Genomic DNA, 17998 nt, shown 5'->3' on the forward strand with positions numbered 1-17998 from the left:
GCCCATCCGTGTCAACTTAAAGGAATGGGTTCCCAAATTTGTTGATTGAGAGCGGCCTTTTCTCGATGTCGCTTTCTCTCAGCTTTGACCAAACCAAATAACTTAGCACGTTCAGCCAGATAGGTTACTGTATCAGGCTTTTCTCCTCTAGCAATAGCCTTCGCTACATAGTATAGACTCCGAAACACCATCTCTACTGAGATTTTTTCTTTCGGTTGATTTAGAGCAATCGCCACTTCCCCTACCAATTGATTTAAGACCGTATAGAAAATCAAAGTGCAAATAATCTGGATTTGGACACCATTCTTATTACCTACCCATAAATAGGCTAGTCCTAAAAGTCTTTTCGTTAATAAAAAGGCTTCTTCGATTGTCCATCGTCTTCGATATAAATCACAGACCTCTTCGGCGGACAGTTGTTCGGGAGACAACACATTTGTTAAATAGGGCTTGCTGAAAAAGTCAAAAAACGAAAGAAATGTGGGTTAGGGAAGTATGGACTGAAAAAGCATAGATAACTTATCCTTATGGAAACAAATCAAAATACAGATTTTGTTTAATCTATTGTTCCTTTCTGTCTAAAAAGGTCAACACAAATCACTCCTCACAAAAGAGAGGAAAATTAACACCATTTTTCACAAGAAAAACGACTCTACAACTTTTTACTTTTTGTCTTCTGAAGTAGAGTAGAAAGATTCATTACCAAAAAGTTCATCGCAATTACCGTTTCCGAGGTCTCAGGTAGTTTGGCCATCACTCGACCAAGACTAAATTTCCTCTTTCCCTGTCCGAATTTACCCTCAATGGCATTACGCACTCTTTCATCTGAGCGTGCCTCTTTCTTTTTTTCTTTGCTCACCTCTTTCGGCGGTCTTCCCAATCGGGGACCACTCATTCTTATATCCCTTTCTTTACAATAAGCTCGATTCGCTTTTGTTCGATAGATTTTATCCACATGAACCGATTCCGGATAACATCCTGTTTCCCTTTTATATTCTTCTATTCGCGCTTGTAAATCTCCCGATTCGTTGTAATTATCCCAACTTAATTTGTCTAAGAAGACAAAGCCATTCACATTACTTGCCGATATTTTAGCTCCAAACTCTACTGCTTTTCCCGCTTTTCCACGCACTATTGGACGCACGTGAGGTTGGCTTACACTCACAATTCTGTTTTCTACTTTATTTGTCTTTTTTTCATACATTTCTAACTGTTGCTCATACACTTTTCCTATCGTTACAAGCTCTTCTTGCTCTTTTTTCGTTAGTTTTTCTAACTTTGCTCCCTCTTCTATCATTTTTTCTATATGAGACAAGTTTCTTTTTATATATCCTAGTTGTTTTTTTGTTCCTTTTCTTCTTTCTTTTTTTGACACACGACGTTTTTTTGCTATGGCTAAGTACTCTTTTCTTGCCACTTCCCTATAAGTCCTCGGCTTTTCTTTCCTTTTCTCTTTTATTTCTTCATACAGCTTATCTATTATTTTTTCTGTTTTTTCTCTGGCATCATTCAATATTCCTATATCCGTTGGATATTTTATATCTGCTGGTGTACCTGACTTTTCCCGTTAAGTCCAAAATCCAGCAATGCAAACTTCTAGAGGCTTTATCTGGCAAGGGTTTGAGTAATGATTCTCTTGACAGGAAAAAAATATTCTGAAGCCATCATCCCGCTTATCGTTCAAATTTCAAAAACAAAGGATGAAGGGAGTATGAGACTGTAAAATGGAGAAAATCTTAAAGGGCAGGTCAAAAAATGTTGGAATGGTGGACAAAAAACTTTGCCAGTTGTGAATTGGGAGACGAGAGGCTAAACAATCGTGCCTTCTCGATTGGGAAAAAGTTAAGTGAGGGGTTTGGAAAAGCCTTATCAGAAGTGTTTAAGGGAGGAAACGAGTTAAAGAGGGCCTATGAATTTTTGGGAATCCGAAAACAGACTTTGTCAAGATAATAGAGCCGCACTGTGAAATGACAACTGCCGCCGTAGAAGAATATAAGATAATGCTATCAGTCGGAGATACGACCTTCTTAGATTATCGCAATATCAAGGAAAAAAGGGAAGGGTATGGGCCGACTGGAAAAGGAGGGAATGGATTAATACTGCATAGTGCTTTAGCAATTGAGCCAGAAAAAGGACAAGTATTAGGTTTATTATGGCAAAAACTGTGGAATAGGGAGGTAAAAGAAAAGCCCCCAACAGATGAAACGGCGAAGCAGAAAAAAGAAAGACAGAAAGAACAAAGAAAAGCAGCTCGTCAAAGACCATTTGAGGAAAAAGAATCCTACAAATGGGTAGAGGCTCTAAACACCTGTGAGAAACAGGTAGAAAGTTCAACGAGGGTAATTCATGTATTTGACAGAGAAGGAGATGTTTCAGAAGTCTTTGACTCAGTGCGTCAACTCAAGCATACAGGAGTGCTGGTCAGAGCGTCTCATAATCGTAGTTTAGACAAAAATAGTGAACGACTTTGGCAACATTTGGAATCAGAACCGATTCGTTTTCATCAAGAAATCGAGATTCCGAGTACAGGAAAAAGAAAAGCACGGAAGGTTAAGCTTGCCGTCCGATTTTGCTCAGTTAATCTACGAACTCCCTATCGTTTTGATAATCGTGACCCGTTGAATGTCTATGCTGTTTATGCGACAGAAATCGATTGTCCCGAAGGCGAAACTCCTTTATCTTGGATGCTTCTGACTACAGAAGTTGTTGAGACTATTGAGATGGCTGTCACTATTCTTCGTTGGTACACCTACCGATGGCGGGTTGAAGAATTTCATAAAGTCCTTAAGTCTGGTTGTCAGAGTGAGCGTTATCGACTTGCCTCTGATGGAATGAAAACTCTTTTGGGTTTTTTAAGTGTCATTGCTGTTGAACTTTTACACGTTACTTATCTTCATCGTACCCAGCCCGATGCTCTCGCGATTGAAATTCTTAATCCTCTTCAACTTCAGGTGTTAAAAGCAGCCGCCTCTCAAAAACTTCCCCCTATTTTGACTGTTGCTTGGGCTGTCGAGTCTGTTGCTTTTCTTGGTGGTTATCTTGAACATCGTCGTAAAACTCCTCTCGGTATCCAAGTCCTTTGGCGCGGTTGGTTGAAGTTGCATGACCTTTGCCAAGGCTGGCAGCTTGCAATCCGCACTTAACGGGAAAAGTCAGGCTGGTGTACAAGTCGCATCTAACAATAACTTTCCTTCATTTTCTTTTTTTCTGACGCTACACCCGTCGCTTTTTTTTCTATTTCTTTATTAATTTTATTTATTAATTCCATTCCTATTTTTTTACGAAAATGAACCATCATTGACGCATTAAATGCTTCTTTGCTACTATAGCTTTCCATTCCTATAAAGTACTGTAAATAAGGGTTCTCTTTTATTTGTTCTACTGTTTCTCTGTCACTTTTTCCTGAAATTTCTTTGATAATTAATGCTCCTAATGCCATTCTAAATGATTTGGCTGGGGCTCCTTTTTTTTCTGTGAAGTTTTTTGCATATTCTTCCTCATATTCTTCCCAAAGAATCATTTTTGACATTTCTATCCAACGATTTTCTTCGTCTAACTGCCCGCCGAACAGATTTTTCAAGTTTTCTGGTGTTTCAATTGAGTACTTTTGCTTTCGGTACATCTGCTTTCTCTCTTCTTAATGCAATGGTTTTGAGGCATTCTACCCTATTTTCGTGCATTCTAGCGGTTCTTAATTCGCCTACTATTTTTCTCCGTAAAGGTTTCAGCTTTTTTCAGCAAGCCCTAAATACTGATACCAGATTGTTCCCCATAATACTGAGACTAATCTCACCGGATGCTTGCAAGGATTAGAACGGTAATTTCCCATAATGATAATCTCATCTCTGTAATGACTACCTTGAGACAATACTTGTTTGGTTTTGTAAGATGTACCCGCTCTAAATCTGGTTAGAAAAAACTTTTTAGCTTCTGTTAACTGTTAACTGTTAACGGGTGTGACCTTTAGTTGATGAAGGAAAAGAAAAGTGTTAACATGAGATGAAAAGTGACAAAGAGGAAACAATGATGACAGCAAAACTAATTAATGTAGAGGGTTCAAAGATAAAAATAGAACTAACATTAGAACTCAGTCGTTCAATGTTGGATACAGAAATAAATATTCAAAAAGGCTTAAACGAAGTAGGTTGCATCGCCAGCAAAGAAGCCTTGAAATATTTAGATACAGATGGTTCACCCTTAAAAATCGGTGAAGAAATCTGGAAGAGTAAGGGAGAGCAACCGAAAGAATATCAAACACCTTATGGTGAGGTTATAGTGAATCGTCATGTATATCAGCGTTCACCTTTGAGGAAAAACGTATTGCCCCTTAGAAAGAGAAGCAAGGATAATCATAACATCAACGCCATTATTGGCAAAACAGGTATCCTCAAAAATGTCAGGGATGGCAGGCAAAGAGGTGAAAAATGATTTATTAGAAAATCATGGTAGAAAAGTAGCGCTATCCTATATCCAAAGATTGAGTGAAGCAGTAGGAAGTGTGGTACAGGCAAAAGAAGAAGCGTGGAGTTATGCCCCGCCCAAGGAGGATAGCCAAATTGCAACAGTGGGAATAGGATTAGATGGAACCTGTATGCTGATGTGTGAGGATGGCTACCGTGAAGCAATGGTGGGAACCGTTTCCCTATACGATAGTGAAGGCGAACGTCAACCTACAATCTATCTAGGTGCGGCACCAGAGTATGGAAAAAAGAGTTTTCTAGAAAGATTGGAAAGAGAAATTGAGCGAGCGAAAAACCGTTATCCAGAGGCAACATTGGTCGGGATAGCAGACGGGGCAGAATCAAATTGGAAGTTTTTAGAAAAGCAAACGGAAGAACAGATATTAGATTTCTATCATGCCTCTGGTTACTTAGGTGCCTTGGCAGAAGCGTTGCATCCGAATACCGTGTCAAAACAAAAAGAATGGTTGACTGAAAATTGTCGAGAACTCAAGCATGAAAAAGGAAAAGCAGGAGAACTGCTAAATCTGATGAAAGAAGTCAAAGAAGAAAAAAGTCATTCTAAGAATCTTACCGAGAAACTACAAGCGGCGATTACTTATTACGAGAATCATCAGCATCAAATGGATTATGCTGAATACTTAGAGAAAAAGTATCCGATTGGTTCAGGTGTTACGGAAGCAGCTTGTAAGACGTTGGTCAAACAACGATTATGTTGTTCAGGGATGCGATGGAAGGAAAAAGGAGCAGGAATTATTTTGAGCCTACGAGCTTTGGTATTGACCAAGGAACGATGGAGTCAATTTTGGGCAAAACTTGATCAATATGGGTTCCCTGTAGAACCCTGATTACAACAGCTTTTATCAACTAAAGGTCGCACCCCTGTTAACAAATCAAACCACACAAAGCTAAAAAATCCCATATCTACGAGAATTAAACCATTTTCTGGTAATTTAGCTGCCAATTCTTCACACCATATTTTATCATTTGATTTATCATTTTCTGTGTACCATAAAGTAACGGGTCTTTGGGTAAAGGCCAGGGTAATCGCATCTTATTTGTTACAAAAAATACAGACAAAAAGAGAGAAATATAGTGTAAAAAAGAAGCAGTCATCTAAGAGAAGAAAAGGCTATTATTTAAAAAAAGTAAGTGAGTGAGGTCAAAGATGGCAAAAGGCTTCGGCGCAAGAGTTCTAACCCCACAACAAGAAAAAGAAGTCAAAATTATCAAAAGAAGCATACTGAAACATTTTCAGTGCCTAAAAGAACCGAGAACAGGGAGAAGGCAAGACCATAACTTAACAGCAATTGTCACCATAGGAATATTGGCAGTATTGTCAGGGGCAGATGGCTTTGTAGCAATTGAAGCCTATGGCAAAGCCAAACGAGAATGGCTAGAAATGTTTCTAGAGTTACCAAAGGGAATTCCCTCTCACGATACCTTTGGAAGAGTATTTGGAATGTTGGAAACAGAAGAACTAGAAAAAAGTTTTCTGAGCTGGATAAGCAGTCTAACGGAGAAAATGGACATAGAGCTGATACAGATAGATGGAAAAACGAAAAGAGGTTCTTATGATAGGGAAAAAGGACTAAATGCGTTACACAGCATAAGTGCGTGGAGTAGTGAGCGGGGACTGATGTTAGCGCAAAAGAAAGTAGATAGTAAATCTAATGAAATAAAAGCAGTCCCCTTGTTACTGAAGTTACTTAACATCAAGGGGGCAGTAGTAACCCTAGATGCAATGGGAACGCAGACAGAAATCGCAAAACAAATAAAGCAAGGTGAAGGTGACTATGTATTGGCTCTCAAAGGAAATCAGGGCAAACTTAATAAACAAGTTAGGGATTGGTTTAAACAAGCGGTCGCTCAGAACTGGCAAGGAATTGAATACAGTTATCATGAGAAGACAGAAAAAGGACATTACCGTTTAGAAACTCGTCAAGTCTGGACAGTGTCAATCAATCAGCTTTCCGCATTGCATCGCCAAAATCAGTGGGTCGGTTTAGCAACTGCTGTGATGGTTAAAAGTAAAACTCAATTCGGTCATAAAACAACAGAGACGTTTCGCTATTATATTAGCAGTCTTCCTACGGATGCCGAACGTCATAGCCATGTGATTCGTTCTCACTGGAGTATTGAAAATAGTCTGCATTGGGTTTTAGATGTCACTTTTAATGAGGATGCGAGTCGAGTGCGTCAAGGTAATGCGGCTGATAATTTGGGCTTGCTCCGTCGTTTAAGTATTAATTTGCTTAAACATGAGCCATCTCAAAAAAGCTTGAAGATGAAGCGTTATTTGGCGGCGATGGACAACAATTTTCTTCTACAGGTTTTAGCAGCTAGTTCACGGGAGTGATATTCATGAGTATATTTAGCTTCAAATAGGAGGATTGGCAAAATATTGACACCAACAATTATGAATTAGCGAAATTACTTAATCTTTTAGAGTTTAAGTTGATTTTCTTCTCTTTTTAGTTTTTGATATAGTCTATTTTTAAGCTAGATTTCTTTTTTGATTCCACTCTACTAATATGCGATTACCCTGGGGTAAAGGCTTCCACTACCATCATTATTTTACCCCCCAATTTACTCTTTTCTTCTTTACTTATTTTCATATTTTTCCTTATCTGCTCTAGCGTTTAGCCATCTGCTATCCACACTGCACTAAACTTTTCTCTTATTTTTTCCCATTTTTCTCCTACTTGGAGCTTCTTCCCTTTTTCGGCTGCTTTTTCTAACACTCCTTTTAGTAATATTGCAAATATTTCGGCTGGCACATTCATCATTCTTTTTGATACTGCCTGTTTGCTTACTTTTAATGATGCTACCCATAGCAATCCCTCTTCCTCTAACAGTCTTACCGCTTCACTTATACCCGCTATTTGACGATACACTATACTTAACACTAATGCCACCATTACTGGTAAATTTAGCACCCTATCTCTCATCATTTTCTCATGAGTTCCCTGTAAATATTTTAATGGTGTAAACATTGTGGGTTCTAGTAATTCAAACAACTCTTTTGTTATTTCAGGGATTTCTACCCCTGGCTGATTTGTCTTACGACGTAAGTCTGGGTTTCCTTTTCTCCGAGGATGTTGTCTTGCCATTTGTTTTTTGCTCACTTTTTTATATACTAACCTTTTTTTCAGCCTACTCTTACTTCCGCCTGCTTTTAGGCTAATCTTTTGTGAGTAGGCATTTTGGCTTAAGTTGACACCAATGGTGATGGCCAAACTACCTGAGACCTCGGAAACGGTAATTGCGATGAACTTTTTGGTAATGAATCTTTCTACTCTACTTCAGAAAACAAAAAGTAAAAAGTTGTAGAGTCGTTTTTCTTGTGAAAAATGGTGTTAATTTTCCTCTCTTTTGTGAGGAGTGATTTGTGTTGACCTTTTTAGACAGAAAGGAACAATAGATTAAACAAAATCTGTATTTTGATTTGTTTCTATAAGGATAAGTTATCTATGCTTTTTCAGTCCATACTTCCCTAACCCACATTTCTTTCGTTTTTTGACTTTTTCAGCAAGCCCTAAGTATTCAGCATAATCCATTTGATGCTGATGATTCTCGTAATAAGTAATCGCCGCTTGTAGTTTCTCGGTAAGATTCTTAGAATGACTTTTTTCTTCTTTGACTTCTTTCATCAGATTTAGCAGTTCTCCTGCTTTTCCTTTTTCATGCTTGAGTTCTCGACAATTTTCAGTCAACCATTCTTTTTGTTTTGACACTGTATTAGGATGCAACGCTTCTGCCAAGGCACCTAAGTAACCAGAGGCATGATAGAAATCTAATATCTGTTCTTCCGTTTGCTTTTCTAAAAACTTCCAATTTGATTCTGCCCCGTCTGCTATCCCGACCAATGTTGCCTCTGGATAACGTTTTTTCGCTCGCTCAATTTCTCTTTCTAATCTTTCTAGAAAACTCTTTTTTCCATACTCTGGTGCCGCACCTAGATAGATTGTAGGTTGACGTTCGCCTTCACTATCGTATAGGGAAACGGTTCCCACCATTGCTTCACGGTAGCCATCCTCACACATCAGCATACAGGTTCCATCTAATCCTATTCCCACTGTTGCAATTTGGCTATCCTCCTTGGGCTACTGGGTCGTGTTCTAAACCTGTGGAAAAGAGTAATAATAAATAAATGTAAATCTTAAAATTGGTGTGCCATGCTATTCAAAGCAATTGTTTGCCCAAGTTGTCAAAGTACGGATATTGTGAAACACGGCCCCTCTGGGGAGGGGAAAGAGCGTTACAGATGTCGTAATACAGAATGTAAGCGTTGCACATTTATCTTAAACTATACTTATAAAGGTTATTTGCCAGAAGTAAAGGAAAAGATTGCCGAAATGGCAATGAATGGTAGTGGCATAAGGGATACAGCCCGTGTGCTGAGGATTAGTCCATCAACAGTGATTAGTGAACTAAAAAAAAAGAGTCTAGTTTAGTATTCGTCAACGAAAAAAAACTAGCAGAACTGGAACCCAGTCAGAGTATTGTAACGCTCTGCCAATGGAATGACGTGGAAGCAGAACTCGACGAAATGTGGGGTTTTGTGAAGAGCAAAAAAGAGCAAAGATGGTTATGGCACGCTATTGCTCATAAGACAGGTGAGATATTAGCTTATGTTTTGTCTGGTCACAAAGACGAAGCATTTCTAAGGCTAAAAGAGTTGTTAGAACCTTTTGGTATTACTCAATATTATACAGATGGATGGGGGGCTTACGAACGACATATTGAGCCAGCATTGCATGAGGTGGGTAAGTATAATACTCAAAAAATCGAACGAAAGCACTTGACATTGAGAACTCGAATAAAGAGATTAGCGAGAAAAACGATTTGTTTCTCCAAATCTATTGTGATGCACGATATTGTCCTTGGATTATTTATCAATCGCTTTGAATTTGGATGTCTTATTTAGATGTGCTTCCACAGATTCAGAACACTACCAAGATTATCCCTACCGTTGCGACTATGCAGTTGTCTTTGATGTTCTAGGAATGATTCACATTGCATTAGAAACAGGCTGAAACCACCTAGTACCGCCTCTTTTAGGCTGTAGGTTGTATTTGGACTGGGTTGGCGAGGGTCTTTCATTTTCTCTATACTTGCTACCAAGTACGCTATCAGACCAGTCATACTGATTATTCCTTGCATCTTTTCTTCCTCTCTGGCTACCCTGACTTTTCCCGTTAAGTGCGGATTGCAAGCTGCCAGCCTTGGCAAAGGTCATGCAACTTCAACCAACCGCGCCAAAGGACTTGGATACCGAGAGGAGTTTTACGACGATGTTCAAGATAACCACCAAGAAAAGCAACAGACTCGACAGCCCAAGCAACAGTCAAAATAGGGGGAAGTTTTTGAGAGGCGGCTGCTTTTAACACCTGAAGTTGAAGAGGATTAAGAATTTCAATCGCGAGAGCATCGGGCTGGGTACGATGAAGATAAGTAACGTGTAAAAGTTCAACAGCAATGACACTTAAAAAACCCAAAAGAGTTTTCATTCCATCAGAGGCAAGTCGATAACGCTCACTCTGACAACCAGACTTAAGGACTTTATGAAATTCTTCAACCCGCCATCGGTAGGTGTACCAACGAAGAATAGTGACAGCCATCTCAATAGTCTCAACAACTTCTGTAGTCAGAAGCATCCAAGATAAAGGAGTTTCGCCTTCGGGACAATCGATTTCTGTCGCATAAACAGCATAGACATTCAACGGGTCACGATTATCGAAACGATAGGGAGTTCGTAGATTAACTGAGCAAAATCGGACGGCAAGCTTAACCTTCCGTGCTTTTCTTTTTCCTGTACTCGGAATCTCGATTTCTTGATGAAAACGAATCGGTTCTGATTCCAAATGTTGCCAAAGTCGTTCACTATTTTTGTCTAAACTACGATTATGAGACGCTCTGACCAGCACTCCTGTATGCTTGAGTTGACGCACTGAGTCAAAGACTTCTGAAACATCTCCTTCTCTGTCAAATACATGAATTACCCTCGTTGAACTTTCTACCTGTTTCTCACAGGTGTTTAGAGCCTCTACCCATTTGTAGGATTCTTTTTCCTCAAATGGTCTTTGACGAGCTGCTTTTCTTTGTTCTTTCTGTCTTTCTTTTTTCTGCTTCGCCGTTTCATCTGTTGGGGGCTTTTCTTTTACCTCCCTATTCCACAGTTTTTGCCATAATAAACCTAATACTTGTCCTTTTTCTGGCTCAATTGCTAAAGCACTATGCAGTATTAATCCATTCCCTCCTTTTCCAGTCGGCCCATACCCTTCCCTTTTTTCCTTGATATTGCGATAATCTAAGAAGGTCGTATCTCCGACTGATAGCATTATCTTATATTCTTCTACGGCGGCAGTTGTCATTTCACAGTGCGGCTCTATTATCTTGACAAAGTCTGTTTTCGGATTCCCAAAAATTCATAGGCCCTCTTTAACTCGTTTCCTCCCTTAAACACTTCTGATAAGGCTTTTCCAAACCCCTCACTTAACTTTTTCCCAATCGAGAAGGCACGATTGTTTAGCCTCTCGTCTCCCAATTCACAACTGGCAAAGTTTTTTGTCCACCATTCCAACATTTTTTGACCTGCCCTTTAAGATTTTCTCCATTTTACAGTCTCATACTCCCTTCATCCTTTGTTTTTGAAATTTGAACGATAAGCGGGATGATGGCTTCAGAATATTTTTTTCCTGTCAAGAGAATCATTACTCAAACCCTTGCCAGATAAAGCCTCTAGAAGTTTGCATTGCTGGATTTTGGACTTAACGGGAAAAGTCAGTCTGGCTACCTTGTTGTCCTTTCCCATTATCCTTTTTTTCTACAACCCTTACCTCGCCTTAAATTTAGAATTGCTGTTGTCTGTTTGCCTGAATCTCACCCCACTCTTTATGAGTTTTTGGACTATGCCGAGAAGATTGGAGAGGTTTACTCTTTCCATGAGCGTCGTCGTCATGGTCGCGATTGGCATGACTATCATTATCGTTGGACTTATCACTTGCCCCTAAGAGATGGTTCCGCCGCCCTCAATACTCATTGGTTCGAGGTTACCGTTACTCGCCGTTCTGACGGTCAGGTTCTCTTTCACAACGATTGGATTACCGACCTTTTTCCCCAAGCCGATAACATTGTTGAGTTAGTCAGTGTCGCTCGCTCTCGTTGGAAAACCGAAAATGAGAACCATAATACTCTTAAGACTCAGGGCTACCATCTAGAACACAATTTTGGACATGGTGACCACCATCTTGCTACCTTTTTGCTCACCTTAAATTTACTGGCTTTCTTGTTTCACACCGTTTTACAGCTTTTAGATGAGTCCTACCAACGTATCCGACTACTTTTAGGGACTCGAAGATGCTTTTTTTCCCATTTACGCACTCTTACTACCTATTTTGTCTTTGATAGCTGGCAACACCTTCTTGATTTTATGCTTGAGCCATTTGACTCTCTGCCCGCCACTAATTCCTCCTGATTTTTCAAATTTAGAATTGCTGTATCGGGGGAAGGTTTTGGCTGCTTAAATTTTATAGCACCCAAACTTACGCCTTGGACTACTAGTGGTCTGTCAATTTTCTATTTGTGGATAAAGACGCTTGAGACGGATACGAGCCTCAGCCGTCGTGAATTGCCAATCTACCGACTTTTGGGAATGATTGCGCTGAGTGTACCAAGCCGTTGTTTCTTGCTCTAAAGTTTCCCGATCTGGAATTCGACGAGCTAGGCATTGCCGAGTCATTGCGGACAGCTCGTTTTCAGCAATATTAAGCCAACTGCCATGTTTTGGGGTATGGTGAATTTCCAACCGTTCGACTAGACGACGAGCCGTGGAAGGCTCAAATGCTTCATATAGTGAGGCAAGTTTGTGAGTATTTAGCTGATCACATACTAAAATGACTTTGTCGTTATCAGCATAGTCGTTATCGAGTAAATTCTTAATTTCTGTTGCCCAGTCAACCGATGTTCTACGTTCACTGACAACTGTCTTTCGCCACCCAGACAAGGGTTCTGTAAACATAAAGATATTGGCTGTTCCATTGCGTTCATATTCGTAATCATGCGCCTCTGGCTGTCCAGGTTTGGCTGGTAGAGGAAGGCGGGTTTCTTTGACCAATTGTATAGGTTGCTCATCCATGCAAATCACTGGACAATTGGGGTCATAGGGTCGGTGATAAATTTCTAGAACATCTTCCATGTTAGACACAAATTCGGCACTCTTTTCTGGTGGAATCACGTACATCTGTCGCAGATGAGGTTTTAGTTCATTTTTTTTAACACTTGACGCACGGTTTCGTGACTAATTGCTGGCACAATTTCTAACTCGACCGCCTTGTCGGCTAGTAACCTCAATGTCCAACGGGCTTGACCAGCAGGCGGTTCTCCACAACGTAAGGCGATTAGTTTTGCTTCTACCTCTCCATCAATAATCGGTTGACGAGGCGGCGTTTTGCGGGGCTTGCGGCTTAATGCTGACTCCACACCTTCATTGACCAATCGCTCCCTGAGATTGGCGACTGTGTTACGGTGACAACTAAAGGCGGCGGCAGCTTCCTCATCCGTCCATCCTTGTCCATTCACATCAATGTTTAACAGAATATTGGCGTGCTTAATTTTGTAAGCCGCTCCTTTGCCGATGGATACCAAATCTTTTAGGGTCTGACGTTCTTCTTGACTTAATCGGACAATATAGGTCTTGAGCATGGTTACTTATTACGATATCTGTTGAGGTAATGAATAGCCTCTCCATTTTCCCTCAAATTCACAATCTTTAGCTTGACAGACCACTAGGGTCATTTTTCAGTCCTCTTTTTAGTGGTTTTTCCCTTTTTCTAGTTTACACTCGACTTGTGTGTACACAGTAGCCAACATTGGGGGGCTGGAGGGGGCAAAACGGGGTTGACAGGTAGATGTGTGTACACAGTAGCCTTTGAAAGGGGGGAATCTGTGAATAGTGATCGCTTTTTGAAGGGAGAAAATGGGAAATAGGCGATCGCGCTTTTGGACTGGCCGAGTTGGGCCGCGATAGAACATTTCCAAACAAAATTAAGATAAGGTCTGCGATCGCGGTTTGGCAGATGATCAAGAGTGGTCATGGGAAAAAAAAGAAGAAAGGGGCGATTATGTTGTGAAGTGGCGATCGCGTTACCATGGAAGATTGTTCAACCTTGAAATACCCTCAGAGGAAAAACTGTGACCGTTAGAGTTCGTATTGCCCCCAGTCCAACGGGAAACTTACATATTGGCACAGCCAGGACTGCTGTATTTAACTGGCTATATGCGCGGCATCATGGCGGCCAATTTATTCTTCGCATTGAAGATACGGACTTAGAGCGGTCAAAGGCAGAATATACAGAAAATATTGAATCAGGACTGCGGTGGTTAGGACTAGATTGGGATGAAGGCCCATTTTTCCAGACCCAACGCCTTGAGCATTATCGCCAAGCCATCCAAACCCTATTAGATAAAAAGTTAGCATACCGTTGCTACTGCACCTCGGCAGAACTAGAGCAAATGCGAGAACAACAAAAGGCTGCCAATCTTGCCCCCCGTTACGATAATCGTCATCGTCATTTAACCCCAGAACAGGAAGCTGCCTTTATTGCCGCAGGTCGCAAACCGGTGATTCGCTTTCAAATTGAAGATGACCGTGAAATTGTCTGGCAAGATCAAGTCCGCGATCGCGTTGTGTGGAAAGGGAGTGATCTAGGGGGTGATATGGTCATTGCCCGTACTGCCGATCAAGAAGGAGCAACCTTTGGCCAACCCCTCTATAACTTGGCAGTGGTGGTGGACGACATTGATATGGAGATTACCCATGTGATTCGGGGCGAAGATCATATTGCCAATACTGCTAAACAAATTCTGTTATACGAAGCCCTAGAAGCTAAAGTTCCTGAATTTGCTCATACACCCTTAATTTTGAATAAAGAAGGAAAAAAACTCTCTAAACGAGATGGGGTCACTTCCATTGATGACTTTAAAAAAATGGGTTTTGTCCCCCAGGCAATGGCCAATTATATGACCCTATTAGGTTGGACTCCACCGGACTCAACGCAGGAAATTTTTAGCTTGACCCAGGCGGCAGAAAGCTTTAGTTTAGAACGGGTTAATAAGGCCGGAGCTAAATTTGATTGGGATAAATTGGACTGGATCAATAGTCAATATCTCCATCATCTACCGGCTCCAGAGTTAGTTAAATTATTACTTCCCTATTGGCAAGAGGCAGGTTACAATTTCACCCTCGAACAAGATGGAGCTTGGTTAGAACAATTAACCGTTTTAATTGCCCCCAGTTTAACCCGTTTACAAAATGCAGTGGCAGAAAGCCAACTTTTATTAACAGAAACGGTTGAAATTAAAGAAGATGCCCAACATCAATTAGAACAGGCTGGTGCAAAGGAGGTTTTAAGGCAAATTTTAGCTTTTCTGCAAACAGGGGAAACCCTAACAGCAGATGTGGCCAAGGAACAGCTTAATCAAATTACCAAAAGCTTGGGAGTTAAAAAAGGAGTTGTGATGAAATCTCTGCGGGCGGGTTTAATGGGAACATTGCAGGGGCCAGATTTAACGCAATCCTGGTTACTGTTAAATCAAAAAGGTTGGGATCAAATCCGTTTAAGTCAGGTTTTAGCAAACGGTTAATTTGACTTGTGCCTCTTTTTGAGGGGAGTGACCAGGGAAGCGGCGATCGCCACTGCTTGCCAAAGCAGATCGGGATGTTGCTCTAATTGGGGAAAAGTTCGATCTCGTTTTTCTAGTTCATTTAAGAGCGGGACTAATTGGGAACGGGCATAACTCCCATAGGCAATACCAGCGATCGCTCGACCATTAGACGGAGAATTGTCTAGCAGGTTAAGACTTTTGAGCTTAGAGAGGGTGTGGGCATTGGTTCCCCCCGCTAACTGCACATAGCCTGGTAAATCGGATGCCAGCACTTTCTGGGCTAAACGGATCGCCGCATGGGTTGTGCCTTTGCCAATATCTCCACTCATGGAACGACCGTCGGTTTGCCAAATGAGGGGACAGGGTAACGGCTGAATCAAGTGATCTAAAAAATGGAGATAGTCCAAAACGTCTGGCTGTTCAGGACAACTAATGGCCAATATTTTCAAACGTTTAACGCTAGGCGCGATCGCTGACCAGAGGGTTTGAAATGCCTGTTGATGACCGACCTGGGTATGGAGTTCTAGGGCATCAATAGGATAGAGCCTTAACAGCGAAGCAATTTCCGTCGGGATAACTTGATGGGAATGGGCTGTAATCAAACCGAGGGGACAAATCGGCAGACAACGACCGCAACCATAGCAACGTTGGGGCATAATGCCATTGTTATTAATCGCTTGGGCGGGGCAAATACTCTCGCAGGGACGGGGACAGTTGGTCGGACAATAAATCGGGTCAAAATAGGCTTTCCGAAAATGAGGATCTTCGCCATCATTCAAGCTAACCATCAGCCAGGGCGAGCTAGAGGGAGAAAAGCCCCGTTTTTGGGCTTCAGTGACTAAATTTTGGGCCACAGTGATGCCTTCCTGAACTGCTTCGATTACTGCCCCATCAGCCGCCAGATCAATGCAATCTATTCCTGCCAAACCATAAGTGATCGCCAAACTCCGTAAAGCCGGTAAATCTTGAAAACTTGCCCCACCAATTAATTTGACCCAGGTTCCCGTTTGTAGCGATCGCAAAGGAGAGGTTGAACAATTAAGGGTCATTACTAAAGTTATGCCTGCAAAATTTGGGTCGCAGTCAATTGTAGATCGGGAAAGAGTAAAATATTTAGGGCTTGCTGAAAAAGTCCACAAAACGAACCTAGATGCCACAGGGCGCGAAAAATGGTGACTTCAGAGATCAGTTTCCAGTTTTACCTCACATTTTTCCAGCAAAGTGCATGGATTTTGAGCCTCCAAATGCCATAACCTTGCATCTGATCGTTTGTAAAATGCCTGAAAGTATTGTCTAGCAAGGATTTTATCCTTATTCAGCAAGCCCTATTTAAACTTGTTAGATCATCAAAAAATCCCCCTAAAAAAGGAGGATCAGTAGAGATTAAAGTTTTGAACCTAAAAGCGTTGTATTTGGATTAGGCCATCCATTCCGTATGGAAGAATTCTCCCCTGGGCTTATCAGTGCGTTCGTAGGTATGGGCCCCAAAATAATCCCGTTGAGCCTGGGTAAGATTCTGCGGTAAACTGGCTCGGCGATAACTATCAAAGTAGTCTAGAGAAGCACTAAAGGCTGGAACCGGAATCCCCAATTCATTGGCGAGGATTAACACTTCGCGCCAGGCTGCTTGCCGATCCAGAATACTTTGTTTAAATTCTGGTGCTAATAACAAATTCGGTAGGGCCGGATTATCATTAAAGGCTTTTTTGATCTTATCGAGAAAACCGGCTCGAATAATACATCCCCCTTTCCAAATCCGTGAAATTTCGGGCAAGTTAATATTGTAATTGAACTCAGCCGAAGCTTTGGCAATTAAGGCCATCCCCTGGGCATAAGAACACATTTTAGAACAATAAAGTGCGTCACGTACCTTGGGAATAAAGGCTTCTACATCACCACTATATTGATGGGTTGGCCCTCTTAACGCTTGGGATGCCGCTACCCGTTCAGCTTTAAAAGAAGACATTACCCTGGCATTCACCGCCGCATACATGGTTGGGATGGGAACGCCTAACTCTAGGGAGCTAACAATTGTCCAACGCCCTGTTCCTTTTTGACCCGCCGAATCCAAAATTAAATCAATAAGATGCTGTTGGGTTTCGGGATCTACATAGCTGAAAATATCCGCCGTAATTTCAATTAAAAAGGAATTGAGTTCATCGGTGGTATTCCATTCACTAAAAACAGAATGTAACTTCTCATTACTCAAACCTAACCCGTTGTGTAGCACATCATAGGCTTCGGCAATTAACTGCATGTCTCCATACTCAATGCCGTTATGCACCATTTTGACATAATGACCAGCACCGCCGGGCCCTACATAGGTGACACAGGGGCCATCATCCACTTGAGCAGCAATTTTAGTGAGGATTGGCTCTAGTTCCTGGTAAGCAGTTTGGGTTCCTCCGGGCATAAGGCTTGGCCCTTTAAGGGCACCTTCTTCACCACCGCTTACTCCCATGCCGACAAAACCTAATCCCGTAGATTCAAGATCCTTTGTCCGACGTTCCGTATCTTCGTAGAGGGAGTTACCGCCATCAATGATCATGTCTCCGGCTTCAAGCAAGGGTTTAAGTTGTTCAATGACCGCATCTACGGGGCCACCGGCTTTAACCATGACCAGAATTTTGCGCGGCCGTTCTAAGGTTTGCACAAATTCTTCCAGGCTATAGGCTGCTTTAACGTCTTTGCCCTGGGCACGAGTGGCCATAAAGGTTTGAGTTTTTTCAGGACTACGGTTATAAACCGCAATAGGAAAACCCCGACTCTCGACGTTGAGGGCTAGGTTTTCTCCCATAACAGCTAACCCGATAACACCAAAGGTTCGTTTTGTCATAATTACTTCCGATGAGGCTGTTGGCAAGGTAAAT

At 41.4% G+C, this 17998-nt stretch carries 14 protein-coding genes and 6 pseudogenes; 8 read left to right on the plus strand and 12 right to left on the minus strand.

Annotated features, from left to right (window positions below):
* Positions 1-11: 11 nt before the first annotated feature.
* Positions 12-536, minus strand: a pseudogene (locus KA717_31710) (transposase).
* 116 nt (positions 537-652) lie between these two features.
* Positions 653-1549 (minus strand): annotated as a pseudogene (locus tag KA717_31715) (IS5 family transposase).
* 206 nt (positions 1550-1755) lie between these two features.
* Here KA717_31715 and KA717_31720 point away from each other — a divergent pair.
* Together KA717_31720 and KA717_31725 are read left to right on the plus strand one after the other, a co-directional pair.
* Positions 1756-1950 carry a transposase gene (locus KA717_31720; GenBank protein ID UXE60168.1) on the plus strand — a complete coding sequence of 65 codons (195 nt, stop codon included), beginning with the start codon at positions 1756-1758 and terminating at the stop codon, positions 1948-1950.
* 17 nt (positions 1951-1967) lie between these two features.
* On the plus strand, positions 1968-3143 hold the full coding sequence (locus KA717_31725) for an IS4 family transposase (protein ID UXE60169.1): 1176 nt from the start codon (positions 1968-1970) through the stop codon (positions 3141-3143).
* Between the two features lie 15 nt (positions 3144-3158).
* Here the strand turns inward: KA717_31725 and KA717_31730 are convergent.
* A pseudogene (locus tag KA717_31730) lies at positions 3159-3622 on the minus strand (transposase).
* 123 nt (positions 3623-3745) lie between these two features.
* Positions 3746-3934, minus strand: a pseudogene (locus KA717_31735) (IS4 family transposase).
* Between the two features lie 92 nt (positions 3935-4026).
* Here KA717_31735 and KA717_31740 point away from each other — a divergent pair.
* Together KA717_31740 and KA717_31745 are read left to right on the plus strand one after the other, a co-directional pair.
* Positions 4027-5308, plus strand: a pseudogene (locus tag KA717_31740) (ISKra4 family transposase).
* A gap of 320 nt (positions 5309-5628) precedes the next feature.
* On the plus strand, positions 5629-6819 hold the full coding sequence (locus KA717_31745) for an ISAs1 family transposase (GenBank protein UXE60170.1): 1191 nt from the start codon (positions 5629-5631) through the stop codon (positions 6817-6819).
* A gap of 283 nt (positions 6820-7102) precedes the next feature.
* Here KA717_31745 and KA717_31750 read toward each other — a convergent pair whose 3' ends face one another.
* Complete coding sequence (locus tag KA717_31750) at positions 7103-7588, minus strand: hypothetical protein (protein ID UXE60171.1); 486 nt, start codon at positions 7586-7588, stop codon at positions 7103-7105.
* 88 nt (positions 7589-7676) lie between these two features.
* Here KA717_31750 and KA717_31755 point away from each other — a divergent pair, with 88 nt between their 5' ends.
* A complete protein-coding gene (locus KA717_31755; protein UXE60172.1) occupies positions 7677-7793 on the plus strand; it encodes a transposase in 117 nt (38 codons plus the stop codon).
* Between the two features lie 134 nt (positions 7794-7927).
* Here the strand turns inward: KA717_31755 and KA717_31760 are convergent, their stop codons facing one another.
* On the minus strand, positions 7928-8539 hold the full coding sequence (locus KA717_31760) for a hypothetical protein (protein UXE60173.1): 612 nt from the start codon (positions 8537-8539) through the stop codon (positions 7928-7930).
* 99 nt (positions 8540-8638) lie between these two features.
* Between KA717_31760 and KA717_31765 the strand changes: the two are divergent.
* A pseudogene (locus tag KA717_31765) lies at positions 8639-9390 on the plus strand (IS1 family transposase).
* On the opposite strand, the gene KA717_31770 reads toward KA717_31765, so the two are convergent.
* The 3 genes from KA717_31770 to KA717_31780 are packed head-to-tail and all read right to left on the minus strand — an operon-like array spanning position 9387 to position 11049.
* On the minus strand, positions 9387-9695 hold the full coding sequence (locus KA717_31770; GenBank protein UXE60174.1) for a hypothetical protein: 309 nt from the start codon (positions 9693-9695) through the stop codon (positions 9387-9389). The pseudogene KA717_31765 and the gene KA717_31770 overlap by 4 nt on opposite strands.
* Positions 9662-10837: an IS4 family transposase gene (locus KA717_31775; GenBank protein UXE60175.1), complete on the minus strand. Its 1176-nt coding sequence runs from the start codon at positions 10835-10837 to the stop codon at positions 9662-9664. The genes KA717_31770 and KA717_31775 overlap by 34 nt, the downstream gene beginning before the upstream one ends.
* A 17-nt stretch (positions 10838-10854) precedes the next feature.
* Complete coding sequence (locus KA717_31780; protein UXE60176.1) at positions 10855-11049, minus strand: transposase; 195 nt, start codon at positions 11047-11049, stop codon at positions 10855-10857.
* A 168-nt stretch (positions 11050-11217) separates the two neighbouring features.
* Here KA717_31780 and KA717_31785 point away from each other — a divergent pair, with 168 nt between their 5' ends.
* Entirely contained in the window at positions 11218-11940 is a 723-nt protein-coding gene (locus KA717_31785) for a hypothetical protein (protein ID UXE60177.1), read from the plus strand.
* Positions 11941-12033: 93 nt separating this feature from the next.
* On the opposite strand, the gene KA717_31790 is transcribed toward KA717_31785, so the two are convergent.
* Positions 12034-13166 (minus strand): IS630 family transposase gene (locus KA717_31790; GenBank protein UXE60178.1). Its coding sequence is split into 2 segments (ribosomal slippage): positions 12034-12746 and positions 12746-13166, totalling 1134 coding nucleotides; the frame shifts between segments, so codons are not numbered across the junction.
* Positions 13167-13655: 489 nt separating this feature from the next.
* Here KA717_31790 and gltX point away from each other — a divergent pair.
* Entirely contained in the window at positions 13656-15107 is a 1452-nt protein-coding gene (gene gltX, locus KA717_31795; GenBank protein ID UXE60179.1) for a glutamate--tRNA ligase, read from the plus strand.
* Here gltX and KA717_31800 read toward each other — a convergent pair.
* Positions 15104-16177, minus strand: coding sequence for a 4Fe-4S ferredoxin (locus KA717_31800; GenBank protein UXE60180.1), 1074 nt, complete (start codon positions 16175-16177; stop codon positions 15104-15106). The genes gltX and KA717_31800 overlap by 4 nt on opposite strands.
* 368 nt (positions 16178-16545) lie before the next feature.
* A complete protein-coding gene (gene gnd, locus KA717_31805) occupies positions 16546-17964 on the minus strand; it encodes a decarboxylating NADP(+)-dependent phosphogluconate dehydrogenase (protein ID UXE64831.1) in 1419 nt (472 codons plus the stop codon).
* Between the last annotated feature and the right edge of the window lie 34 nt (positions 17965-17998).

Origin of the sequence: Woronichinia naegeliana WA131 (genome assembly GCA_025370055.1) — a bacterium.
GTDB classification, from domain to species: Bacteria; Cyanobacteriota; Cyanobacteriia; order Cyanobacteriales; family Microcystaceae; genus Woronichinia; species Woronichinia naegeliana.